Here is a 23,329-nt window from a genome sequence, read left to right on the forward strand (position 1 = left end):
GCGACCGCCTGCCGCCAGCCTAATCGGGCGGTCAGCCCGGCGCGCAGGCTATCAGCGCCGCCTCGAGGTCACTGACCACCTGCAGCCGCTCCATCGCGCCCGGCGGCACGTAACCGCTGTCGACCAGCCCGTCGAGCCACCGCCACAGCCCGTCGTAGTGGCCGTCGGGGTCGAGCACCACCACCGGCTTGTCGTGCATGCCGAGGTGGCCGGCCGTCCACGCCTCGAACATCTCCTCGAGGGTGCCGATGCCGCCGGGCAGGGTGAGGAACACGTCGGCGTGGTCTTCCATGATCTGTTTGCGCTGGCGCATCGTCTCGGTGACGATCAGCTCGTCGGCGTCCACGTCGGCCAGTTCGCGGCCGACCAGCGCCGCCGGGATCACCCCGACCGTGCGGCCGCCGCGGACCCGGGCCCCGGTGGCCAGCGCCCCCATCGCCGAGACGTTGCCCCCGCCCCACACCAGCGTCCAGCCCCGTTCGGCGATCGCCATCCCGACCTGCCCGGCCAGCGCCAGCAGCTCCGGATGGATCGGTCCGGACGCGCAGTACACGCACACCACCCACTCCGACGGCCACCGCACACCGGAAAGGCTAGCCGGGGGGTGTCGGGCACCGTAAACTCCGCCCCGATGCCGATCCGGTGGAACGTCCCCCGCCACGCGGCCGCCCAGGAGCGACTCGATGCCGCGCTGTCGGGGGCCGCCCGCGGCGCGGTGGTGCTCGGGCCCGACGGGGTCGGCAAGTCCACGCTGGCCCGACTGGCCGCCGAACGGCGGGCCGCCGCCGCGCCGGGCACCGTGGTGCGCTGGGTGACCGGCACCCCGACCGAGCGGGCGGTGCCGTTCGGGGCGTTCAGCCACCTGATCGAGGTCGCTGAGATCGGCAAACCCGCCGCGCTGCTGCGGGCCGCGCGGGCCTCACTGGTCGGGGCCGGCGAGGAGGCCGACCTGCTGCTGGTGGTCGACGACGCCCACGAGCTGGACCTGCTCTCGGCAACGCTGGTCTACCAACTCGCGCTGGCCGGGGCGGCGCGGATGGTGGTCAGCGCCCGCCCCGACGCGGCGGTCGCCATGCTCACCGCGCTGTGGACCGACGCCCTGCTCGAGCGCATCGACCTCACCCCGCCGGCGGGCACCACCGCCGCCGAGGTCGACGAGTTCCTCGCCGAGCTGCCGGCACCGGCCCGCGCGGTGGTCGACTACCTGGCGGTGGCCGAGCCGCTGTTGCTGCCGGCGCTGGCCGCGCTGGCCGGCGCCGACGCGGTGGAGCTGGCCGAGCGGTTCGGGGCCGCCGAGACCCGGGTGCGCGGTGGCCGCGGCATCGACCCGGTGGTCTACAGCGCGCATCCGCTGTTCACCGAGCGGGCGCTGGCCGCGCTGGGCGCGGACGGCGCGCGGGCACGGCGCACCGAGGTGCTTGGGCAGTTGCCGGCCGGGCCGGACGACCAGGTCAGCGACCGGCTGCGCCGTGCGGTGCTGGCCGTCGGCTCCACCGCGCCCCAGCCGGTGGACGAGGTGGTGGCGGCCGCCGGCGAGGCATTGCGCCTGGGGGCGCTGCGGCTGGCCGAACAGCTGGCCGAGTCGGCGTTGGAGCGCGGTGCCGGGTTGCCGGCCCGGCTGGTGCTGGCCACCGCGCTGGGCTACCGCGGCCGCGGGCGCGACGCCGACGCGGTGCTCGCCGCCGTCGACCCGGCCGGGTTGTCCGAAGCGGAGCTGCTGTCCTGGGCGTTGCCGCGGGCCGCCAACCAGTTCTTCGGGCTCGGCGAGCCCGAGCGGGCGACCGCCTTCCTGCAGTCCACCCGCAGGCGGCTGAACGACCCCTGCGAGCAGATCACCCTGGATGCGCTGGCCGCCACCTTCGCGATGAACGCCGGCAATCTCGACCGTGCCGTGGAGATCTCCGGGCGGGTGCTGGCCGCGCCGGAGGCCGGGGACACCGCGGTGGCCTGGGCTGGCAGCGCCGCCGCGCTGTGCGCCGCACGGCAGGGCCGCTTCGAGCAGGTCGGCCCGATGGTGCAGCGGGCGCTGGGCGCCGAGCACCCCGGTCTGCTGCGGTTCACCGTCGGGCTCGCCGAGGTGACCACGCTGATCCTGGCCGACCGGCTGGACGAGGCGCTGGAGCTGGCTCAGCAGTTCACCGACTTCGCCGAACTGCAGCAGCCCGGCCGGGCGATCGGCGAGGTGCTGCTCGCCGAGGTACTGCTGGCCGGCGGGCAGGCCGACCGCGCGGCGGCGCTGCTCGGGCCGGCCGCCGCCGCGCTGGAGCGCACCGGCTACTCGTGGGGTCCGCTGTCGCTGATGCTGCTCGCCACCGCGCTGGCCCGCGGCGGCGACGTGGCGGCGGCGTCGAAAGCGTTGAGCCGCGCCGAATCCCGGCACGGCACCAAGTCGGCGCTGTTCACCCCGGAGCTGGGGGTGGCACGCGCCTGGCAGCGGGCGGCCATGAACGACCGGCACGGCGCGGTCCTCGCCGCCCGCGACGCCGCCCGGATGGCCGAGCGCGCAGGGCAGCGGGCGGTGGCACTGCGGGCGTGGCGGGAGGCGGTCCGGTTGGGCGACCGGCACGCCGCGGATCCGTTGGCGCGACTGGATGCGCGGGTCGGCTGCGCCGTCGGCGCGCAGGCACTCGCCGAGGCCCGCGCGCTGGCGGCGGGTCAGCCGCTCAGGTAACGGCGCAGCAGGTCGGTGGCGGCGGTGATCTGCGCGACCGGCACATGCTCGTCGCGGGTGTGCGCCAGGTTCGGGTCACCGGGTCCGTAGTTGACCGCCGGGACGCCGCGGGCGGCGAACCGCGACACGTCGGTCCAGCCGTACTTGGCGCGGACCTGTCCGGCCGCCTCGACCAGCGCCCGGGCCGCCGGGCGGTGCAGTCCGGGCAGCGCCCCGGCCGCCGCGTCGGTCTGTTCGATGGTGACGTCGAGTCCGGCGAAGACCTCCTCGACGTGGGTGAGCGCTTCGGCCGGGGACCGGTCCGGGGCGAAGCGGTAGTTGACGGTCACCGAGGCGGCGTCGGGGATGACGTTGCCGGCCACCCCGCCGTCGATGCGCACCGCCGACAGTCCCTCCCGGTAGCGGCAGCCGTCGATGTCGACACTGCGCGCCCGGTAGTCGGCCAGCCGCCCCAGCACCGCGCCCAGCCGGTGGATGGCGTTGTCGCCCAGCCAGGATCGCGCCGAGTGCGCACGGGTGCCGGCCGCGCTGATCACCACCCGCAGGGTGCCCTGACAACCCGCCTCGATGTAGCCGGCGGTCGGTTCGCCGAGCACGGCCAGGTCGGCGTCGAGCCATTCGGGCAGTTCGCGTTCGATGCGGCCCAGACCGTTGGCCGCGGCCTCGATCTCCTCGCAGTCGTAGAACACCAGGGTCAGGTCGTGGGCCGGGGCGGTGAGGGTGGCGGCCAGGTGCAGGAAAACCGCGACCCCGGATTTCATGTCCGCGGTGCCGCAGCCGTAGAGCTGGTCGCCGACCCGGCGGCTGGGCAGGTTGTCGGCCGCCGGGACGGTGTCGAGGTGGCCGGCGAGCAGCACCCGGCTGGGCCACCCCGACGCGGTGCGGGCCAGCACCGCGTTGCCGTTGCGAACGATCTCGAACCCGCGGGTCTGCGCGCGCAGCGCGGCTTCGACCTCGTCGGCGATGCGGGCCTCGTGGCGCGACTCGCTGGGAATGTCGACCAACGCCGCGGTCAACGCGACCGGATCACCGCCTAAGTCCAGCACGCCTGGCAGCCTAACGGGTGGGACCCGACCCGAAGTGGGTATGCCGCGGGTGGGTGGGTCGGTCCGGACCGGAAGGAACCTGGTGGTGGCAGACGACGGCGAGGCCGTGCTGGCCGATGTGGTGGCGAGCGCACGGGATACGTTCGCCGACGGGCGGCTGCTCGCGGTGTATGCGCTCGGCAGCCTGGCGCACGGCGGGTTCAGCCCGCTGGTCAGCGATGTCGACACCGCGGTGATCCTCACCGATCCGCTCACCCCCGCCGATGCGGCGGCGGTGCACGGCCTGGGTGACGCGGTCCGCGCGCTCGGCTCCGACCTGCACGCCCGGGTCTCGATTTTCTGGGGGTCTCCGGCGTCGCTGCGGTCGGGCAGCACCGAGGGCCGGTTTCCCCCGCTCGACCGGCTCTGCCTGTTCGAGCACGGCCGGCTGCTGCACGGCCGCGACATCCGCGCGGAGCTGACTCCCCCGGGCCGCGCCGAGTTGACGGTGGCCGGCGCCCGCTTCGCCCTCGACCTGCTGGCCGAGCAGGTGGTGGACTGCGCCGCCGACCCGGCCCGGCTGAGCGCCGGTGGCGTCCGGGCGATGACCAAACTGGTGCTGTTCCCGGTCCGGTTCCTGTTCACCGCCGACACCGGCCTGGAGGGCACCAACCACGCCGCCGTCGACCACTACGCGGACCGCCACCGGGGCCCGGCCGCCGACCTGGTGGCCGCGGCGTTTCGGTGGCGCAGCGAGCCGCCCACCGACGCGGACGCCGAAGAATTGCTGCGCCGCGGCTTCGTCGCGCTCTACACCGACTACCTCGACGATCACATCCGGCGGTTGCAGTCCCTCGACGCAGCGCTGGCGCAGCGCTTCGAGCGGTGGCGCAGCGAACTGCGGGCCGCCGCGGGCTAACGCCGGGGGTCTTCGGAGCCGGTCTCCGGCACCGGCGCGTCGTCGTGCGGGTCGAGGATGGACCGGCGGCGCATGTCGACCGAGAGCGAGAAGATGTCCGAGCGGTTGTAGGTGCCGACGATGTCGTGCGCCTGTTTGGCGACGACCTCACGCTGCAGATCGAGTTCGGCGTGCAGAATGCCGTCCTCGGCCAGCGGCCCGGCCACCAGCCGGCCGTCGGGACCCAGGACCATCGACGCCGGGGCCGTCGCGCGCAGCGCCTGCTCGATGCGGGCGTCGCCGCGGGCCACCTGCTGCAGCGCGTCGTCGTCGAGGGTGGTGGCGGCGACCACGACGAACACCTTGCCCTCGAAGGCGTGCGCGGCCGCCCGCAGTTGGATGTTCGCCGGCAGGTCGTAGTCGTAGGTGTCGGTGCGGCCGTCGAACGGCCACGCCGGCGGGTAGGTGGCCAGGTGGAGGCGTTCGCCCTGGGCGAGCAGCGCGAAGCGGGCCAGGGTGTTGGTGTTCTCCCCGCAGATCAGCGCACCCATCTGCCAGCCGCCCAGGTCGACCGGACGCAGGTCGTAGGCGTCGCCGGGCGACCAGGTCAGGCGCTCGTACCAGGTGGCGACGAGCTTGCGGCGGTGGTTGACCAGCCGGCCGGACCGGTCGAAGACCAGGTTGGTGTTCCACACCTGGCCGAGGCTGTCCGGGTTGCGCTCGTTGACCCCGACCGACAGCACCACCCGGTGGGCGCGGGCGATGCCGCCGAGGCGCTCGCACTCCGGCCCGGGCACGGTGATCGCGGTGTCGACCAGCCGTTCGTGGAAGTCGTGTTGGTCGATCGGCGCCAGCACGCCGTTCCAGATCGGGAAGCCGGCCACGAAGCTCTCGCCGAACACCACCAGTTCCGCCCCGCCGTCCGCGGCCGCTCCGGCCAGCCCGTCGAGCTTGTCCAGGGTCGCGGCGAGGTCCAGGAAGATCGGGGCGGCCTGTACGGCCGCCACCCGGACGGAGGGAAGCGCAGCCATCTGTCCATTGTCCCGGTTTGGCCGTGTCCCGGTTTGGCGGCACGGCCGGCGGGTACGTCCCCAGCAGACCCGGCGATAACAGGAGGGATCGCGGTGACACCCAGCCCGCCCGGCGACCGGCAGGACGACCGGGCCGACTACGACCCCGCGCAGGATCCGGACGCGGACCCGGAGATGCTGCAGCCGCCCGACCGGCTGCGCCCGCAACCCGACCAGGCCGAGGGCGCCGACGACCCCGCCGAAACCGGCGAACGCTGACGCCGCGATCGGCTCTCCAGCTCTGCCGGCGAGGGTCTGCTGCGCCCGCGCGGCGCACAGACAGTAGCCTGACCGGCGTGACTGCAGCTTGGGGTATCGGTTTGGCGACACTGGCCGACGACGGGTCGGTCCTCGACACCTGGTTTCCCGCACCGCAACTCGGCGGGGCGGAGCAGCCCGGCTCCACCCGGCTCACCGGAGCCGACGTGCCGGCGGAGCTGGTCGGGCTGACCGGCCGCGACGAGGACCGCGGCACCCAGACGGTCGCGGTGCGCACGGTGATCGGCGCGCTGACCGACAAGGCCACCGATGCGCACGACGCCTACCTGCGGCTGCACCTGCTGTCGCACCGGTTGGTGGCGCCGCACGGGCTCAACGCCGACGGCCTGTTCGGTGTGCTGACCAACGTGGTGTGGACCAACCACGGGCCGTGCGCGGTCGAGGGATTCGAGACGGTGCGCGCCCGGCTCCGCCGCCGCGGCCCGGTCACCGTCTACGGCGTCGACAAGTTCCCGCGCATGGTCGACTACGTGGTCCCGGCCGGGGTGCGCGTCGCCGACGCCGACCGGGTCCGGCTGGGCGCGCACCTGGCCGCCGGCACCACGGTCATGCACGAGGGGTTCGTCAACTTCAACGCCGGCACGCTGGGCGCCTCGATGGTCGAGGGCCGCATCTCCGCCGGTGTGGTGGTCGGCGACGGCTCCGACGTCGGCGGCGGCGCCTCGATCATGGGCACGCTCTCCGGTGGCGGCACCCAGGTCATCTCGATCGGGCAGCGCTGCCTGCTGGGGGCCAACGCCGGGCTGGGGATCTCGCTGGGCGACGACTGCGTCGTGGAGGCGGGGCTGTACGTCACCGCCGGGACCAAGGTGGTGCTGCCCGACGGGGCGACGGTCAAGGCCCGCGAGCTGTCCGGGTCGAACAATCTGCTGTTCCGGCGCAACTCGGTGTCCGGGGCCGTCGAGGCGGTCTCCCGGGACGGGCACGGCATCGTCCTCAACGAGGATCTGCACGCCAACTGAGCGTGGGTGACGCCCCGGGGTCACCCGGCGACGTCACCCACGTCAGCGTCGGTCAGGACAGGTCGGCTTCGCTGATCTTGCTGCTGCTGGTGCCGACGGTCTTGCAGTAGGCCTCGACGGCGGCCTGGACCACGGAGACCTCCAGGTTGGCGCCCTCTTCGCCCTTGCGGTCGTTGACCATCTTCTCCACGGCCGAACGCTGCTTGTCGTTGTCGAGGTCCTGGTATTCCTTGCAGGTGGTGTCGCCACCCTTGTTGACGATGCCCGCCGAACATCCGGTCAGGACGAACATCGCCGAGACGAACACCCCGAGGGCGGTGGCGCTGAGACGATTCATGCTGCGGTATCCCTTCTAGTTCTGCTGTAGCCGGGTTGGCGCTGTTCTGCTTACAGCAGCCGGTCCGGGCGTGCCGGACTGTCAGACTAACCGCCGCGGCGGCCCGCCGGTGGGCATAGCCCGGATCATCCCTCGGCCAGCAGTTCCTTCTTGAGCACCTTGCCCATGGCGTTGCGCGGCAGTTCGGTCACCATCCGCACCTCGCGGGGCCGCTTGTGGACCGACAGTTCACCGGCCACGAAGTCGCTCAACTGCGCGGTGTCCAACTCCGCCGAGCCCACGACGAACGCCACGATCCGCTGCCCGAGATCCGGGTCGGGCAGGCCGACGACGGCGACCTCCCGCACCCCGGGGTGGCCGAGCAGGGCGGTCTCGATCTCCCCGGCGCCCACCCGGAATCCGCCGGTTTTGATCAGGTCCACCGATTCGCGGCCCACGATGCGGTGCATGCCGTCGGCGTCGATGACGGCGACGTCGCCGGTGCGGTACCAGCCGTCGGCGTCGAGCGCCTCCGCGGTGGCCTCGGGGCGGTTGAGGTAGCCGTCGAAGACCATCGGCCCGCGCACCTGCAGGCGCCCGATCGTTTCCCCGTCGTGGGCGACGGGCCGGTCGTCCTCGTCGACCAGCCGGGTTTGCACCTCGTCGAGCGGCAGCCCCACCCAGCCGGGCCGCCGCTCGCCGTCGACGCGGGTGGACAGCGTGATCAGCGATTCGGTGCTGCCGTAGCGTTCGATCGCCCGATGGCCGCTGAGGTCGGCGAGCCGGTCGAAGACCGGGACCGGCAGCGGCGCACTGCCGCTGACCAGCAGCCGCGCCGAGGCGAGCGCGCGTGCGGCGGCGGGTTCGGCGACGATGCGCGACCACACCGTCGGCACGCCGAAGTACAGCGTGCCGTCGGCCTCGGCGTAGGCGGCGGGCCCGGGTCGCCCGGTGTGCACGAACCGGTTGCCCACCCGCAGCGAGCCGAGCAGGCCCAGCACCAGACCGTGGACGTGGAACAACGGCAGGCCGTGCACCAGCACGTCGTCGGGGCTCCACTGCCAGGCGGTGGCCAGCGCGTCGAGGTCGGCGGCGATCGCCCGGCGGCTCAGCGGCACCCCCTTGGGCGGTCCGGTGGTGCCGGAGGTGTAGATGATCAGCGCGGTGGCCTCCGGCGGCGGCTCGGGATGGCGGTGATAGGACCGGGCGTGGCGGCGCACCGGGATGTGCGGCAGCCCGCCGGTGTCGGCCGGCGCGTCGCCCAGCCACGCCTGCGCCCCGGAGTCGGTGAGGATGTGGCGGCGTTCGGCCGCACCGACATCGGCGGGCACCGGCACCGCGGGCACACCGGCGATCAGACAGCCGGCGACGGCCAGCACGGTCGGCACGGTCGGGGTGGCCAGCACCGCGACGCGGCGCGCCCCGGCCACCCGTTCGGCGGCCGCGGTGGCCGCGCCGATCAGGTCGGCGCGGCTGAGCACGGCGCCGTCGATCCGGACCGCGTCGGGGATATCGGCGCCGGCAGCGGGATTCAGCGAGGTCAGCAGCACGGCAGCGAGGTTACCGGGCGTTCTTCGCTAAGGTGGGCAGCGATCGGCACGCGGTCGGCCCCTTCTGGCGATGCTAAAATCGATGACTGTTCTCCGTTAAATAGCGGTGGGAGGAACTACGCCCGTGGTGAGCGATTCCGGCAACTCCAGGCAACACGCCGCCGACCCGCGGCAGGACCGCTCCGCGCGGTGGCCCCGCACCAAACAACGGGAACGCATCTTGGGTCTGGTGCGCGAGCAGCGCGGCGTGGTCGACGCCGCCACACTGGCCGGCCTCACCGGGTTGCACGTGACCACCGTGCGGTTCCACCTCGACGCGCTGTGCAACGAGGGGCAGGTGGCCCGCACCCGCATCAACCGCGCCGGGGTGGGCCGGCCCCGCACCGGCTACCTGGCGGTGCAGGGCCGGATGGACTACCGCAGCGTGGTCGAGGTCCTCGCGATGGAGTTGGGCGACACCGTCGAGGAGCGGCGGCAGCGCGCCGAGCGGGCGGGCCGGCGTTGGGCGACACGGATCCTGGCCGAGCAGGCCGACGCCTCGGAACCCGCCGAGGACGCCGACGCCCTCGACGTGCAGGCCGGTTTCGCCGCCGCGGTGTTCGAGCAGATGGGTTTCGCGCCCACCCTCGGCGCGGCCGACGGCCCGGAGCGCACGATCCAGTTGCGCAGCTGCCCGGTCAAGGATTTGGCGCTGACCTATCCGGAGGTGAGCTGCGGGATCCATCTGGGACTGCTGCGGGGCCTGACGGCAGGCACCGGTTCGAGCTCGCAGGTCGACCTGGAGCCGTTCATCACCCCGGAGCTGTGCACCGCAAGGATTTTCGCCGATGACTGACGCGACGGCCACGCCGACGCGGGACTACACCGACATCGGCGACCGCGCCGATCTGGAGGAACTGCTGCGCTGCTTCTACGGCCGGGTCCTCGTCGACGAGGTGCTCGCGGTCCCGTTCACCGAGGTGCGCGAGGTCAGCGGACTCGACCAGCACATCCCGGTGATGGCCGACTTCTGGGAGACCGTGCTGTTCCGGGCCGGTCTGTATCGGGGCAGTCCACTGCCGGCGCATCTGAGTGTCCACGGCCGAACCCCGTTGGCGGGCCGGCATTTCGCCCGATGGCTGACCACCTGGGTGTCCACCATCGACGAGATGTTCGCCGGCCCGGTCTCCCATCGCGCCAAAACCGAGGCCGCCCGCTTCGCGTGGGCGATGCACCGGCGGCTGACCGGCGGCAACAATCCCGAGCTCGACGCCGTCGTAGCCACCGCACGGCTCTGACTCAGGTGCGCTCGGGTTCGACCGGGTCGTGGTAGGGCGGCTTGCGGCCGATGTGGGCCTCGGCGCGCATCCGTTCCACCATGTGCGGGTAGTGCAGCTCGAACGCCGGACGCTCCGAACGGATCCGGGGCAGTTCGAAGAAGTTGTGCCGCGGCGGCGGGCAGCTGGTCGCCCACTCCAGCGAGCACCCGTAGCCCCACGGGTCGTCGACGGTGACGACCTCGCCGTAGCGCCAGCTCTTGAACACGTTCCACACGAACGGCAGCATTGAGATCGCCAGCGTGCAGGCGCCGATCGTGGACACGATGTTCAGCGGTTGGTAGCCGTCGGAGGGCAGGTAGTCGGCGTAGCGGCGCGGCATGCCCTCGTTGCCCAGCCAGTGCTGCACCAGGAACGTGGTGTGGAACCCGATGAAGGTCAACCAGAAGTGCACCTTGGCCAGCCGCTCGTCGAGCAGCCGCCCGGTCATCTTGGGGAACCAGAAGTAGATGCCGGCGAAGGTGGCGAACACGATCGTGCCGAACAGCACGTAGTGGAAGTGCGCCACCAGGAAGTAGGTGTCGGTGACGTGGAAGTCCAGCGGCGGGCTGGCCAGCATCACCCCCGACAGCCCGCCCGCGAGGAAGGTCACCGCGAAGCCCAGCGCGAACAGCATGGGCGCCTCGAAGGTCAGCTGGCCCTTCCACATCGTGCCGATCCAGTTGAAGAACTTGATCCCGGTGGGCACCGCGATCATGTAGCTCATCAAGGAGAAGAACGGCAGCAGCACCGCGCCGGTGGCGAACATGTGGTGCGCCCACACCGCGGTGGACAGCGCCGCGATCGACATGGTGGCGAACACCATTGCGGTATAACCGAACACCGGTTTGCGGCTGAACACCGGGAAGATCTCGGTGACGATGCCGAAGAACGGCAGCGCCACGATGTAGACCTCGGGGTGACCGAAGAACCAGAACAGGTGTTGCCAGAGGATCACCCCGCCGTTGGCCGGGTCGTAGATGTGCCCGCCGAGGTGACGGTCGTAGGACAGGCCGAGTAGCGCGGCGGTCAGCAGCGGGAAGACGATCAGCACCATGATCATCGTGATCAGGATGTTCCAGGTGAAGATCGGCAGCCGGAACATCGTCATGCCCGGCGCGCGCATGCACACCACGGTGGTGATCATGTTAACCCCGCCCAGGATGGTGCCCAGACCGGCCACGACCAGCCCGGTGATCCACAGATCGGCGCCGGCGCCCGGGGAGTGCACGGCGTCGCTGAGCGGTGTGTAACCGGTCCAACCGAATTCGGCGGCGCCGCCGGGGGTGATGAAGCCGGCGACGGTGATCAGCGCCCCGAACAGGTACAGCCAGTAGGAGAACGCGTTCAGCCGCGGGAAGGCCACGTCGGGTGCGCCGATCTGCAGCGGCAGCACCACGTTGGCGAACCCGAACACCACCGGGGTGGCATACAGCAGCAGCATGATCGTGCCGTGCATGGTGAACAGCTGGTTGAACTGTTCGTTGGAGAGGAACTGCATCCCCGGCGCGGCCAACTCCAGGCGCATCAGCAGCGCCAGCAGCCCGCCGGCCAGGAAGAAGGCGAACGTGGTGACCAGATACATGATCCCGATCAGTTTCGGGTCGGTCGTGGTGATCGCCTTGTAGAGCAGGGAACCCTTCGGTCCGGTGCGTGCCGGGTAGGGCCGTGCCGGTTCCAGCGAGGTGCTCGGCCGAGTTGCGAATGAGGTCATGTCGTCGCCCCGTTGCGTCGATTGCCGTGCGCCGTTGTCACCAGCGTACCCATCCGGGGGCACCACCGCCGAGCGCTCCTATTAGCGGATTGTAGTACTTTAAATCGAGCCGGGGCGGGCCATTAGCGCTCCGGCAGGTCCGTTGACACAGTGAGACCTTCGACGTTCTAGGGGGTGCGGTGACCGGTCCGCGGCGAACCAGTCCCTGCCGTGACGAGTCCATTCCGGTGATCGCCGAACTCGCCGAACGGATCGCGGCGCGGCGCATCGACTTGCAGTTGACCCAGCAGGCCCTGGCCGAGTTGGCCGGCGTGTCGCGCTCGAGCGTGCAGGCGATCGAATACGGCGCCGGCTCGGTCAAACTCGAACTGGTCGCCGCGATCGTCGAGGTGCTCGGCCTGGACCTGGCGGTCTCGCCGCGCTGATCCGCGCGCCCGTGTCGGATGCCTCCCCTATGGTGACGGCACCGAGTCAACCGAGGTGAGCGAAGGTGTCGTGGTGAAGCGCGGGATCGTGACGCTGGCTGCCGTGGCAACGCTGTGCGGCGGCATCCTGACCCTGGGATCGCTGAGCGACTCCCCCGCCGTCGGCGCACCCGCCGACCCGGTGATCACCACCGAGGCCGACGCCGTCGGCCCGGTGCTGGCCCTGCTCGATTCCCTGCCGGTCAAGGGCCGCGCCCCCAAAACCGGCTACGACCGGGCACTGTTCGGCCAAGCCTGGAGCGACGACGTCACGGTGCCCGGCGGGCACAACGGCTGCGACACCCGCAACGACATCCTGCGCCGCGACCTGACCGCGGTGGACCTCAAGCCCGGCACCGGCGGCTGCGTCGTGCTCACCGGCGTGCTCGCGGACCCCTACACCGGCACCGACATCGCCTTCCAGCGCGGCCGCACCACCTCCCGGGAGGTGCAGATCGACCACGTCGTCGCGCTGTCGGACGCCTGGCAGAAGGGCGCCCAGCAGTGGGACGAGACGACCCGGCGCAACTTCGCCAACGACCCGGCCAACCTGCAGGCCACCTCCGGCCCGATCAACGAAAAGAAGGGCGACGGTGACGCCGCCACCTGGCTGCCGCCGAACAAGGGCTACCGCTGCACCTACGTGTCGCGCATCGTGCAGGTCAAAGCGGCCTACGGGCTGTGGGTGACCGCCGCCGAGCACGACGCGATCGCCGGGATCCTGACCGGCGGCTGCCCGCCGGGCGCACCGCCCGCCGAGGTACCCGAGCCGGCGCCGGCGCCGGCGCCGCTGGTGGCGCCGCCCCCGGAGCCCGGGGTCGCGGTGTTCTTCCCCAACTGCGCGGCCGCCCGCGCCGCCGGCGCGGCTCCGCTGCTGCTGGGCCAGCCCGGCTACCGGCCCGAGTTGGACCGCGACGGCGACGGCGTCGCCTGCGAGTAGCCGCGCGGCGGGTCAGGACTGCGCGTCCACCTTGGCGCCGATCGCCTCGACGAGTTTGCGCACCAGCAACATGTCGGCGTCACCGTGGCACAGCCACACCCGGATGGCGATGTTGTTGCGCGCCGACAGCGCCTCCTGGCACATCATGGTGCCGCCGGCGTCGGGGATGCGGGTGGTGGACAAGATGCCGCCGCCGTCGGAGACCGGACCGATCTTCCACAGCGAGTCCGGTCCGGCGGTGTCCTGGCTGGGGCGTGCGTTGATGGTTCGGTTGGCGCACTTCTTCCAGATGTCGGTGGCGCGGGCGACGTAGTCGGCGGCGTCGTCGGCGCGCGGGAAGGACACCACGGTCTGGCCGACGTCCCAACTCCAATCGTCGGGGTTGTCCTTCAAGGCCTGCCAGTGGATGGCGGTGTAGCCGCTGCCGGCGTAGTCGGCCTGCGCGTTGACGATGACGACGCTGTCGCAGTCCTTGTCGACGATGGTGTCCGACCACATCCGGTTCTCCTCGTTGACCACGCTCAGCGGCGGGCTGCTCAGCAAGTCGCTCAACGCGCCCGGGTCGAGCAACAGGCCGGTCAGCGCCGTGGCCGCCACCGGCATCTGGGTGCCGGCCGGGGTGGGCGATTCCGAGGCGCTCGTCGATGTGGGTGTGGTGGACGGCGAGGCCGGCGTGGTGGCGCTCGGCGAGGTCGGCTTCGCCGAGTCCGGGGAGTCGGAGTCCTTCCCCAGCACGACCGCCGCGGTCCCGGCGACGACGAGCAGCACCACCGCGGCGAGCGCCGCCACGATCAGCCCGGCGCGGTTGCGCCGCGGCGGGGCGCTCATCGCTCCGGTGAACGGCTGCATCTGGTGCTGCCAGGGTTGCACCGCCGTGGGTGGCCCGATGGCGGCCGACTGCTGCAGCGCGGCCGCGGCGGCGCCGGCCAGCTCCGCGCCGCTGGCGAACCGCTGGGCGGGGTCTTTGGCCAGGGCTTTGGCCAGCACCGCGTCCAGCGCCGGGGGCAGCCAGGGCGCGACGGCACTGACCCGCGGCGGTGCGGAGTTCAGGTGGGCCATCATCACCGTGGTCTGCGGGCCCTCGAACGGTGAGCGGCCGGTGAGCAGACGAAACAGCGTGCAGCCCAACGAATACAGGTCGGCGCGGCCGTCGACCCGGTTACCGGCGATCACCTCCGGCGCCGCATACGACACCGTGGCCAGCACCCCGCCGGTGCCGGTCAGCCCGACATCGTCGAGGGCGCGCGCGATCCCGAAATCGCCCAGCAGCACCCGTTCCTCGGGCCCGACCGGACCGGACAGCAACACGTTGGCGGGTTTGACGTCGCGGTGGATGACCCCGCGGCGGTGGGCGTAGTCGAGGGCCTTGCCGACCTCGCCGACGATGTGGACCGCGCGCTGCGGTTCCATCCGCCCGGCGGCGCGGGCCGCCTCGTCGGCGTTGACGCCGTCGACGAACTGCATGGCGATCCACAGCAATCCGTCGGCGGTCGCGCCGCGCCGGTAGATCGACACGATGTTGGGGTGGTCCAGCTGCGAGGCGACATCGGCTTCGCGGATGAACCGGGACCGGAACTTCGGGTCGCGGGACAGCCCGGCGGAGAGCACTTTCAGTGCGTCGCGGCGCGGCAGTTCGGGGTTGGCGACCAGGTAGACCGACCCCATCCCGCCGGTGCCCAGCACTCGTTCCACACGGTAGCCCGCGATCACCGAACCGACCCCAGCCACGCCGTTACTCCCCTGCCACTTGTGTCAACTCATCAGCGAACACTACGCGCCCGCAGGAGGTGCCCCATGCACAGATTTCTCCTCGCCGTACAGCCGGGCCACGGCGGCCGCGATCCGCTCGTCGGTGGCGGTCAACGCGATCCGCACGTGGCGGGCGCCGGCCGGGCCGTAGAACTCCCCCGGTGCGGCGAGGATGCCGCGCTCGGCCAGCCAGCCGACGGTGTCACGGCAGGACTGGCCGCGGGTGGCCCACAGGTACAGCCCGGCTTCGGAGTGGTCGACGGTGAAACCGGCTCGGCGCAGCGCGGGCAGCAGCGCGTCCCGGCGCCGGGCGTAGCGCTCCCGCTGGTCGCGCTCGTGGGTGTCGTCGTCGAGGGCGGCGACCATGGCGGCCTGCACCGGGGTGGGCACCATCATCCCGGCGTGCCGGCGTACCGCCAGCAACTCGGCGACCAGGGCCGGGTCACCGGCGACGAACCCGGCCCGGTAGCCGGCCAGCGAGGACGTCTTCGACAGCGAGTGCACCGCCAGCAGCCCGGTGTGGTCGCCGTCGCACACCGACGGGTGCAGCACCGACACCGGGGCGGCGTCCCAGCCCAGCCCCAGGTAGCACTCGTCGGAGACCACCAGCGTGTCGTGCTCGCGGGCCCAGTCGACCACCGCGCGCAGTTCCGCGGCGCTCCACACCCGCCCGGTGGGGTTGCTCGGTGAGTTGAGGTAGACCAGCGCAGCCGGCGTGCTCGGGGTGTCGGCGCGCACCACCTGGGTGCCGGCGAGCCGGGCGCCCACCTCGTAGGTCGGGTAGGCCAGCTCGGGGACCACGACGACGTCGTCGGCGCTCAGGCTGAGCAGGGTGGGCAGCCAGGCGATGAGTTCCTTGCTGCCGACGACCGGCAGCACCGCGCTCTCGGTCAGCCCGGCGATGCCGTAGCGCCGATACAGCGCGGTGGTCATGGCGGTGCGCAGCTGGGCGGTGCCGGCGGTGGTCGGGTAGCCCGGTGCGCCGCTGGCGTCGGCCAGGGCCGCCCGGATCAGCGGGGCGACCTCGTCGACCGGGGTCCCCACCGACAGGTCGACGATGCCGCCCGGGTGCGCCCGGGCCTGCGCGGCGGTTTCGGCCAGCGTGTCCCAGGGAAACACCGGCAACAGCGCCGACACCGGTCGACGTCGGGTGGGCAAGTTCAGTCGTCTTCGCCCTGCGGCGGCAGATCCTTGATCTGCTGCGGGTCGTTGTCGGTCACCCCGACCTTGGCGGCGCCGCCCGGCGAGCCGAGCTCGTCGAAGAAGTCGGCGTTGAGCTGGGTGTAGTGCTCCCACTCGTCGGGGACGTCGTCCTCGTAGTAGATGGCCTCGACCGGGCAGACGGGTTCGCACGCGCCGCAGTCGACGCACTCGTCGGGGTGGATGTAGAGCATCCGAGCGCCCTCGTAGATGCAGTCGACCGGGCATTCCTCGACACACGACTTGTCTTTGACGTCGACACACGGCTCGGCGATCGTGTAGGTCACGAGGTTCTCCTCCATCCGGCAACTCAGTGCAGCAGATCACCCTAGCGGATGGCGGTGGTCGGGCTGCAGGTCCGACCCCATAACGAAACCGGCAAAAACCGACGCTATGCACCCGGTTGCTGTGCAACCAGTTGCATAGTCGGTTGGTGGCGGCATACGCTGCCCCGGTGGCGTTGCCTCACGCGATCCTGGTGTCGCTGTGCGAACAGGCCGGCTCCGGGTACGAGTTGGCCCGCCGCTTCGACCGCTCGATCGGCTACTTCTGGACCGCGAGCCACCAGCAGATCTACCGGACGCTGCGGACCATGGAGAACGACGGCTGGGTGCAGGCCACCACCGTCGCCCAGCAGGGCCGCCCGGACAAGAAGGTGTACTCGGTGGCGGGGCCGGGCCGCGCGGAGCTGGCCCGCTGGATCGCCGCGCCCCTGGTCGGCCGGGGCAGCGCGGTCGCCGACAACCGCACCCGCGACGTCGCGGTCAAGGTCCGCGGCGCCGCCTACGGCGACCGGGCGGCGCTGTGCGAGCAGATCGCCGCGCTGCGCGCCGAACGCGCCGAACTGCTCGAGACCTACCGCGGATTCGCCGCCCGCCAGTTCCCCGACCCGGCGGCGCTCGACGGCAGCGCGCTGCACCAATACCTGGTGTTGCGCGGCGGCATCCGGGCCGAGGAAAGCGCGCTCGCCTGGCTCGACGAGGTAACCGACGCCCTGCAGGAGAAGCCATGACCGATTCCTTCCCCCATCTGCTGTCCCCGCTGGACCTGGGGTTCACCACGCTGCGCAACCGGGTGGTGATGGGCTCGATGCACACCGGGCTGGAGGACCGCGCCGGCGACACCGACCGGCTCGCCACCTATTTCGCGACACGGGCGCGCGGCGGGGTGGGCTTGATCATCACCGGCGGGTACGCACCCAACCGCACCGGCTGGCTGCTGCCGTTCGCCTCCCAGCTGGTCAACTCCGGTGAGGCGCGCAGGCACCGCCGCATCACCGCCGCGGTGCACGACGAAGGCGGCAAGATCCTGCTGCAGGTCTTGCACGCCGGGCGCTACGCCTACCACCCGTTGTCGATGAGCGCGTCGGCGATCAAGTCGCCGATCACCCCGTTTCGGCCGCGCCGCATGCCGGCGAAGACGGTGCGGTCCACGATCGACGATTTCGTGCGCTGCGCCCGGCTGGCCCGCGAGGCCGGCTACGACGGTGTCGAGATCATGGGCAGCGAAGGCTATCTGATCAACCAGTTCCTGGCGCCGCGCACCAACAAGCGAACCGACGAGTGGGGCGGCAGCCCACAGAACCGGCGACGCTTCCCGGTGGAGATCGTGCGCCGCACCCGCGCCGCGCTCGGCGAGGACTTCATCATCTGCTACCGGATGTCGCTGGCCGACTACGTCGAGGACGGCCAGACCTGGGCGGAGATCCTGGCCCTGGCCGGTGAGATCGAGGCAGCCGGGGCGAGCATGATCAACTCCGGGTTCGGCTGGCATGAGGCCCGGGTGCCCACCATCGTCACCTCGGTGCCCAACAGCGCGTTCGTCGATCTCAGCGCTGCTGTCGCCGGGCAGGTCGACATCCCGGTGGTCGCCTCCAACCGGATCAACATGCCCCAGGCCGCCGAGCAGATCCTCAGCGACACTGCGGTGCAACTCATCTCGATGGCCCGGCCCATGCTGGCCGATCCGGATTGGGTGCGCAAGGCACAGGCCGGCCGCGCCGACGAGATCAACACCTGCATCTCCTGCAACCAGGCGTGCTTGGATCACGCCTTCGTACACAAGAAGGTGTCCTGCCTGGTCAACCCGCGCGCCGGTCACGAGACCAAACTGGTGCTCGCCCCGACCCGGCGAGCCCGGTCGGTGGCGGTGGTGGGCGCCGGGCCCGCCGGGCTGGCCACCGCGGTCAGCGCCGCCGAACGCGGCCATGCGGTCACCCTGTTCGACGGCAACGAGTTCATCGGCGGCCAATTCGATCTGGCCCGGCGGATTCCGGGCAAGGAGGAGTTCGCCGAGACCATCCGCTACTACACCACCATGCTGGCGAAGTACGGCGTCGAGGTGCGCCTCGGTACCCGCGCCGAGGTCGACGGTCTCGCCGGGTACGACGAGGTGGTGCTGGCCACCGGCGTGGTGCCCCGCATCCCGGAGATCACCGGCATCGAACACCCGATGGTGCTGTCCTATCCCGACGCCATCACCGGAGTCGAGGCCGTCGGCGAATCCGTAGCCGTAATCGGTGCCGGCGGAATCGGATTCGACGTCAGCGAGCTGCTGGTCACCGACGAGTCGCCGACGCTGAACCTCAAGGAGTGGCGCACCGAGTGGGGCGTGTCGGACTCCCCCACCGTGCGCGGCGGGCTGGTCGCGCCGATGCCGGCGGCTCCGGCGCGCGAGGTCTTCCTGCTGCAGCGCACCAAGGGCCGCCAGGGCACCGGGTTGGGCAAGACGAGCGGCTGGGTGCACCGCGCGTCCCTGAAAGCCAAGAAGGTCCAGCAGCTTTCCGAGGTCAACTACGAGTGGATCGACGACGACGGCCTGCACATCAGCTTCGGGCCCGACCGGCGCCGTCCGCGCCTGCTGGCGGTGGACAACGTGGTGGTCTGCGCCGGGCAGGAGCCGGTGCGCGACCTCGAGGACGGGCTGCGCGCGGCCGGGATGAGCCCGCACGTCATCGGAGGCGCCGCGCGCGCCGCCGAGTTGGACGCCAAACGCGCCATCAAACAAGGCACCGAGCTGGCGGCGCGGCTGTGATCAGCTGCCCGCGGCCAGTTCCCCGGCGAGCGTGACCGGCTGGTAGGTGGTGGTGCGCTGACGCGCCGGCCGTCCGATGCCGTCGGCGATCGAGGCTAGTTCGGCCACCGTCTTCGCCGAGCCGTGCTCCGAGCCGGCCATCCGGGAGATGGTCTCCTCCATCAGGGTGCCGCCCAGGTCGTTGGCGCCGCCGCGCAGCATCACCTGGGTGTGACCTACGCCGAGCTTGACCCAGCTGGTCTGGATGTTGGGAATGCGCCCGTGCAGCATGATCCGCGCCAGCGCGTGCACCGCCCGGTTGTCGCGATGGCTGGGTCCGGGCCGGGCCGCCCCGGCCAGGTACAGCGGTGAGCTCTGGTGGACGAACGGAAGCGGCACGAACTCGGTGAAACCGCCGTTGCGGTCCTGGATGTCGCGCAGCACGTTGAGGTGGCCCACCCAATGCCGGGGGTGGTCGACGTGGCCGTACATCATCGTCGAACTCGACCGCAGCCCCACCTCGTGGGCGGTGGTGATGACCTCGACCCACATGGACGCGGGCAGTTTGCCCTTGGTCAGCACCCAGCGCACCTCGTCGTCGAGGATTTCGGCGGCGGTGCCGGGGATGCTGCCCAGCCCGGCCTCGCGCAGGCTGGTCAGCCAGTCCCGAATGCTCAAGCCGCTCTTGGTGACCCCGTTGGTGATCTCCATCGGGGAGAAGGCGTGCACGTGCATCGAGGGCACCCGGTTCTTCACCGCGCGCACCAGGTCGGCGTAGCCGGTGACCGGAAGTTCGGGGTCGATGCCGCCCTGCATGCAGACCTCGGTGGCGCCGGCCACGTGGGCCTGCCACGCCCGGTCGGCGACTTCGTCGGTCGACAGGGAGAACGCGTCGGCGTCGCCCTTGCGTTGGGCGAAGGCGCAGAACCGGCACCCGACATAGCAGATGTTGGTGAAGTTGATGTTGCGGTTGATCACGTAGGTGACGTCGTCGCCGACGGCTTCTTGCCGCAGCGAATCCGCCAGCGCGGCAACGGCGTCCAGCGCCGGACCGTCGGCGGTGGCCAGCGCGAGGTACTCGTCGTCGCTGCAGCCGGCCGGGTCCTTCTCGGCGGCCCGCAGCGCGGCCAGTACGTCGGTGTCGATGCGTTCGGGGGCGCGTGCGGCCAGCTCCTCCACCCGGTCGCGGATGGAGTCCCAGTCACCGAACGCGGAGTCCAGGTCACTGCGGGTGGCGCTGGTTCGGCCGTCGGTGTCGATCGCGGTGTTCAGGTCGGCCCGGCCGGTGGTGATGGCCTCGTCGGGCTCCTGCCACGGCATCCCGACCGGGTTGATGTCGCGCGCCCAGCCGGTCGCCGGCTCTGCCAGCGCCGCCACATGGGCGCCGACCCGCGGGTCGATCCAGGCGGCACCGGCTTGCACGTAGGCCGGTTGCGCGGTCAGCCGCTCCACCAGGTCGTAGCCGGCCTCGGCGGTCACCGCGGCCAGTTCGTCGAGCGCCGGCCAGGGCCGCTCCGGGTTGACGTGGTCGGGGGTGAGCGGGGAGACCCCGCCCCAGTCGTCGACGCCGGCGTCGATCAAGCCCAGGCATTCGGTGCGCGACACCAGGTTCGGCGGTGCCTGCACCCGCATCTTGGGGCCCAGGACCAGTCGGGATACCGCGACCGTCGCCAGGAAGTCGTCGATGACGGTGTCGGGGGCGGCCGCCATCGCGGTGTGCGCCTTGGCGCGGAAGTTCTGCACGATGACTTCCTGGATGTGGCCGAACTCCTTGCCGATCTTGCGGATCGCGTGCAGAGTGTCGGCGCGTTCGGCCAGGGTCTCGCCGATGCCGACGAGCAGGCCGGTGGTGAACGGGATCGACAGCCGGCCCGCGTCGGTCAGGGTGCGCAGCCGCACCGCCGGGTCCTTGTCCGGGCTGCCGTAGTGGGCCAGACCTTTGGTCTCGAACAGCCGGCGCGAGGTGGTCTCGAGCATCATGCCCATCGAGGGGGCGACCGGCTTGAGCAGCGACAGCTCCGACCAGCTCATCACGCCGGGGTTCAGGTGCGGCAGCAGGCCGGTCTCCTCGAGCACCCGGATCGCCATCGCCCGCACATAGGACAGCGTCGAGTCGTAGCCGCGTTCCTCGAGCCACTGCCGGGCCTCCGGCCAGCGCGCCTCAGGCCGGTCCCCCAGGGTGAAAAGCGCCTCCTTGCAGCCGACTTCAGCGCCGCGGCGGGCGACGTCGAGGATTTCGTCGGGCTCCATGTACATGCCCTTGCCCTGGGCGCGCAGCTTGCCCGGCACGGTGACGAACGTGCAGTAGTGGCAGGTGTCGCGACACAGGTGGGTGACCGGGATGAACACCTTGCGCGAGTAACTGATGGGCAGCCGGCCCGCCGCGCCGCGGCGGCCGGCGGATTCCAGGCCGGCGTCGCGCACCCGGGCCGCGCTGGCGCACAGGTCGACCAGGTCGTCGCCGCGGGCGGTCATGGCGATCGCCGCCTCGTCGACGTTGAGGGTCACCCCGTCGCGGGCCCGGCGCAGCACCCGCCGCAGCGCAGACGGGCTGGGAGCGGGGGCCGCGTCGGGCACGCGCGCGCCGCGGTCGGGGGTCACAGCCACGGCGGCAGTGTCCGCGTCCGATCGAGTGTCACTGCGCGCACCTCACAATCCTCGACAATCCGTGCGCCGACATACCCGTTCACCCTAGCCCCGCGCACGATGACCCCGGTCAGCGCGGTAGTCCGGCACCTTTTGCGGCGAAGCATCGCCGCGGCTATGCGTGCACCGCTAGGTTCAAGGGCACCGAACCGGTCGCGGAGGAGACGGAATTGCACGCTGTGGACAGGCCCCTGCTGCTGTCGGGAACGGCGCTGATCAGCGCTGCGGCGGTCGTCTTGGCGCCGAGTACGGCTCCGGAGTCGGTCTGGTCGGTCCCGTCGCTCCCGTCGATCGAGTTGACGGCCAGCACGCCGCTGGATCTGGTCGACGGCGTTTCCGGGTGGCTGTTGCCGTCGCTGACGCCGGTCCTCGAGACTCTTCCGACCGCTCCGGACCTCGGCGACACGATCGGCATCCTTGCCTCGGCAACGGGCAACTTCTTAGCGCCGGTGGCCGCGGCGATCCAGTCGATCTACTCCGGTGTCGAACCGTGGGTCCGGTACGGGGTCAATCTGGTGGCGTGGGATGCCGGCTGGGTACCACTCGTCGGTTTGTTGGCACCACAGATCAATATTTTCTACGACCTCGGCGAGTCGATCGTCGAAAGTTTGCTGTTCAACACCACCGATTTTCTGGCCGGGTTGGTCGGCTTCGGTGAGGGCCTCAGCAAGATCGCCACCGCTACCGTGCAGGCGATCCACACCTTCATCACCGCTGAGATCGACTGGCTTCTACCACCGCTACCCCCGTTCGGGCTCGGCGCCGCCGGTCTGGACCTCGCCGCGGCCGGGCTGCTGCAGCTGCTGGGCCAGCTGGATCTGGGGTTGGACGCGCTACCTGCCCTTGGTGGAGAGCTGCTCGGCAACGTCGGTGGGACCCTGGGTGACCTGCTGCTGAACCTGATCCCCTGAGTTTTCGGCTGCTTCGGCCGATTCCTCGTCCTGTGCGGCTTGCTCGCGGGTCTCGAGTACCTGTTTGCGGTGCCAGAGCACCCAACCGGGCGGGCCGGCACCGAAGACGATGAGCAGCAGCACGCCGTAGCCCATCAGGCCGCGGCCGCCGAAGATGGTGTCGTCGGCGGGGCCGCCGAATGTCATCGCGGCCACCGCCAGCAGCCAGGTCCACAGCGGCAAGGCGACGATGCGCGGGGAGTCGGTCCAGTAGCGCGCGGCCCAGACCAGGGCGGCGTTGACCAGGCCGCTGATGAGCGCGCTGATCGGGAATGGGACCGGTCCGAGGTAGGACGGCAGTAAAAACGCGGCCGCCACGGCGGAGAGAACGCCGTCGACGGCCAGCAGGGTTAGGACGACGAAGCGGGCGACGGGGCCCGCCGTGTTGGTATTCGGTTCTGGCTGCGGGGCAGGTGGTGTCAAGTCGGGATGCTGTCAAGCAAACCGACCAGCGACCCCACCACCCACTGGAACTGGTCGCCACGCAACTGCCAGCGCTCCAGGTTGTCGTCCATGTCCGGGTCCATACCCATGCCTTCCGTTGGTGCCTTGCACTGGTGCCTTCGGCGGCTCACTGCTGGGCATATC

At 71.4% G+C, this 23,329-nt stretch carries 21 protein-coding genes and 1 pseudogene; 11 read left to right on the forward strand and 11 right to left on the reverse strand.

Annotation, left to right across the window (positions count from 1 at the left end):
• Positions 1 to 31: 31 nt before the first annotated feature.
• Positions 32 to 583, reverse strand: coding sequence for a cytokinin riboside 5'-monophosphate phosphoribohydrolase (log, locus tag A5643_RS14870; protein ID WP_066857150.1), 552 nt, complete (start codon positions 581 to 583; stop codon positions 32 to 34).
• Between the two features lie 48 nt (positions 584 to 631).
• Between log and A5643_RS14875 the strand changes: the two genes are divergently transcribed.
• Positions 632 to 2,671, forward strand: coding sequence for an AAA family ATPase (locus tag A5643_RS14875; RefSeq protein WP_066857153.1), 2,040 nt, complete (start codon positions 632 to 634; stop codon positions 2,669 to 2,671).
• Here A5643_RS14875 and dapE read toward each other — a convergent pair.
• Positions 2,656 to 3,717 carry a succinyl-diaminopimelate desuccinylase gene (gene dapE, locus A5643_RS14880; protein ID WP_066857155.1) on the reverse strand — a complete coding sequence of 354 codons (1,062 nt, stop codon included), beginning with the start codon at positions 3,715 to 3,717 and terminating at the stop codon, positions 2,656 to 2,658. The genes A5643_RS14875 and dapE overlap by 16 nt on opposite strands.
• 85 nt (positions 3,718 to 3,802) lie before the next feature.
• Here dapE and A5643_RS14885 point away from each other — a divergent pair, with 85 nt between their 5' ends.
• Positions 3,803 to 4,615, forward strand: a complete 813-nt coding sequence (locus A5643_RS14885) for a hypothetical protein (RefSeq protein WP_156628829.1) — start codon at positions 3,803 to 3,805, stop codon at positions 4,613 to 4,615.
• Here the strand turns inward: A5643_RS14885 and A5643_RS14890 are convergent.
• Positions 4,612 to 5,625 carry a carbon-nitrogen hydrolase family protein gene (locus A5643_RS14890; protein WP_066857160.1) on the reverse strand — a complete coding sequence of 338 codons (1,014 nt, stop codon included), beginning with the start codon at positions 5,623 to 5,625 and terminating at the stop codon, positions 4,612 to 4,614. The two genes, A5643_RS14885 and A5643_RS14890, sit on opposite strands and share 4 nt — an antisense overlap.
• Before the next feature lie 93 nt (positions 5,626 to 5,718).
• Here A5643_RS14890 and A5643_RS18485 point away from each other — a divergent pair, with 93 nt between their 5' ends.
• Together A5643_RS18485 and dapD are read left to right on the forward strand one after the other, a co-directional pair.
• Positions 5,719 to 5,883 (forward strand): hypothetical protein, encoded by a 165-nt coding sequence (locus tag A5643_RS18485; protein WP_197497759.1) that lies wholly within the window; start codon positions 5,719 to 5,721, stop codon positions 5,881 to 5,883.
• Between the two features lie 68 nt (positions 5,884 to 5,951).
• Positions 5,952 to 6,905, forward strand: coding sequence for a 2,3,4,5-tetrahydropyridine-2,6-dicarboxylate N-succinyltransferase (gene dapD / locus A5643_RS14895; RefSeq protein WP_156628856.1), 954 nt, complete (start codon positions 5,952 to 5,954; stop codon positions 6,903 to 6,905).
• A gap of 52 nt (positions 6,906 to 6,957) precedes the next feature.
• Here dapD and A5643_RS14900 read toward each other — a convergent pair whose 3' ends face one another.
• Together A5643_RS14900 and A5643_RS14905 are read right to left on the reverse strand one after the other, a co-directional pair.
• Positions 6,958 to 7,242, reverse strand: a complete 285-nt coding sequence (locus A5643_RS14900) for a hypothetical protein (RefSeq protein ID WP_066857166.1) — start codon at positions 7,240 to 7,242, stop codon at positions 6,958 to 6,960.
• Positions 7,243 to 7,367: 125 nt separating this feature from the next.
• Positions 7,368 to 8,771, reverse strand: coding sequence for an acyl-CoA synthetase (locus A5643_RS14905; RefSeq protein WP_066857169.1), 1,404 nt, complete (start codon positions 8,769 to 8,771; stop codon positions 7,368 to 7,370).
• Positions 8,772 to 8,895: 124 nt separating this feature from the next.
• On the opposite strand from A5643_RS14905, the gene A5643_RS14910 reads away from it, so the two are divergent.
• Both A5643_RS14910 and A5643_RS14915 read left to right on the forward strand, forming a co-directional pair.
• Positions 8,896 to 9,606 carry a helix-turn-helix transcriptional regulator gene (locus A5643_RS14910; protein WP_231995595.1) on the forward strand — a complete coding sequence of 237 codons (711 nt, stop codon included), beginning with the start codon at positions 8,896 to 8,898 and terminating at the stop codon, positions 9,604 to 9,606.
• Positions 9,599 to 10,048, forward strand: coding sequence for a group III truncated hemoglobin (locus A5643_RS14915; RefSeq protein ID WP_066857172.1), 450 nt, complete (start codon positions 9,599 to 9,601; stop codon positions 10,046 to 10,048). Before A5643_RS14910 ends, A5643_RS14915 begins: the two co-directional genes overlap by 8 nt.
• A 1-nt stretch (position 10,049) precedes the next feature.
• On the opposite strand, the gene ctaD is transcribed toward A5643_RS14915, so the two are convergent.
• A complete protein-coding gene (gene ctaD, locus A5643_RS14920; protein WP_066857174.1) occupies positions 10,050 to 11,780 on the reverse strand; it encodes an aa3-type cytochrome oxidase subunit I in 1,731 nt (576 codons plus the stop codon).
• Between the two features lie 227 nt (positions 11,781 to 12,007).
• Between ctaD and A5643_RS14925 the strand changes: the two genes are divergently transcribed.
• Positions 12,008 to 12,205 (forward strand): helix-turn-helix transcriptional regulator, encoded by a 198-nt coding sequence (locus A5643_RS14925; RefSeq protein ID WP_231995597.1) that lies wholly within the window; start codon positions 12,008 to 12,010, stop codon positions 12,203 to 12,205.
• Positions 12,206 to 12,278: 73 nt separating this feature from the next.
• Positions 12,279 to 13,184, forward strand: a complete 906-nt coding sequence (locus A5643_RS14930; RefSeq protein ID WP_231995599.1) for a GmrSD restriction endonuclease domain-containing protein — start codon at positions 12,279 to 12,281, stop codon at positions 13,182 to 13,184.
• A 12-nt stretch (positions 13,185 to 13,196) separates the two neighbouring features.
• On the opposite strand, the gene A5643_RS18490 is transcribed toward A5643_RS14930, so the two are convergent.
• Genes A5643_RS18490 through fdxA form a run of 3 tightly spaced genes read right to left on the reverse strand, consistent with a single transcriptional unit; the run spans position 13,197 to position 16,420 of the window.
• Positions 13,197 to 14,912 (reverse strand): serine/threonine-protein kinase PknH/PknJ, encoded by a 1,716-nt coding sequence (locus tag A5643_RS18490; RefSeq protein WP_197497744.1) that lies wholly within the window; start codon positions 14,910 to 14,912, stop codon positions 13,197 to 13,199.
• A 42-nt stretch (positions 14,913 to 14,954) separates the two neighbouring features.
• Positions 14,955 to 16,070 (reverse strand): succinyldiaminopimelate transaminase, encoded by a 1,116-nt coding sequence (gene dapC, locus A5643_RS14940; protein ID WP_197497760.1) that lies wholly within the window; start codon positions 16,068 to 16,070, stop codon positions 14,955 to 14,957.
• Between the two features lie 23 nt (positions 16,071 to 16,093).
• Positions 16,094 to 16,420 carry a ferredoxin gene (gene fdxA / locus A5643_RS14945; protein WP_066857991.1) on the reverse strand — a complete coding sequence of 109 codons (327 nt, stop codon included), beginning with the start codon at positions 16,418 to 16,420 and terminating at the stop codon, positions 16,094 to 16,096.
• Between the two features lie 167 nt (positions 16,421 to 16,587).
• Between fdxA and A5643_RS14950 the strand changes: the two genes are divergently transcribed.
• The gene (locus A5643_RS14950) at positions 16,588 to 17,145 is read left to right on the forward strand and encodes a PadR family transcriptional regulator (RefSeq protein WP_066857184.1); all 558 of its coding nucleotides are present in this window, start codon (positions 16,588 to 16,590) and stop codon (positions 17,143 to 17,145) included.
• The gene (locus A5643_RS14955) at positions 17,142 to 19,166 is read left to right on the forward strand and encodes an NADPH-dependent 2,4-dienoyl-CoA reductase (protein WP_066857187.1); all 2,025 of its coding nucleotides are present in this window, start codon (positions 17,142 to 17,144) and stop codon (positions 19,164 to 19,166) included. The genes A5643_RS14950 and A5643_RS14955 overlap by 4 nt, the downstream gene beginning before the upstream one ends.
• On the opposite strand, the gene A5643_RS14960 is transcribed toward A5643_RS14955, so the two are convergent.
• Complete coding sequence (locus A5643_RS14960) at positions 19,167 to 21,752, reverse strand: bifunctional FO biosynthesis protein CofGH (RefSeq protein WP_066857197.1); 2,586 nt, start codon at positions 21,750 to 21,752, stop codon at positions 19,167 to 19,169.
• A 218-nt stretch (positions 21,753 to 21,970) separates the two neighbouring features.
• On the opposite strand from A5643_RS14960, the gene A5643_RS14965 reads away from it, so the two are divergent.
• Entirely contained in the window at positions 21,971 to 22,702 is a 732-nt protein-coding gene (locus tag A5643_RS14965) for a hypothetical protein (protein ID WP_066857201.1), read from the forward strand.
• A 63-nt stretch (positions 22,703 to 22,765) separates the two neighbouring features.
• Here A5643_RS14965 and A5643_RS14970 read toward each other — a convergent pair.
• Positions 22,766 to 23,164: pseudogene (locus tag A5643_RS14970) on the reverse strand (hypothetical protein); the annotation flags it as partial.
• Positions 23,165 to 23,329 lie beyond the last annotated feature (165 nt).

The organism is Mycobacterium sp. 1274756.6 (assembly GCF_001668625.1).
Taxonomy (GTDB): Bacteria; Actinomycetota; Actinomycetes; order Mycobacteriales; family Mycobacteriaceae; genus Mycobacterium.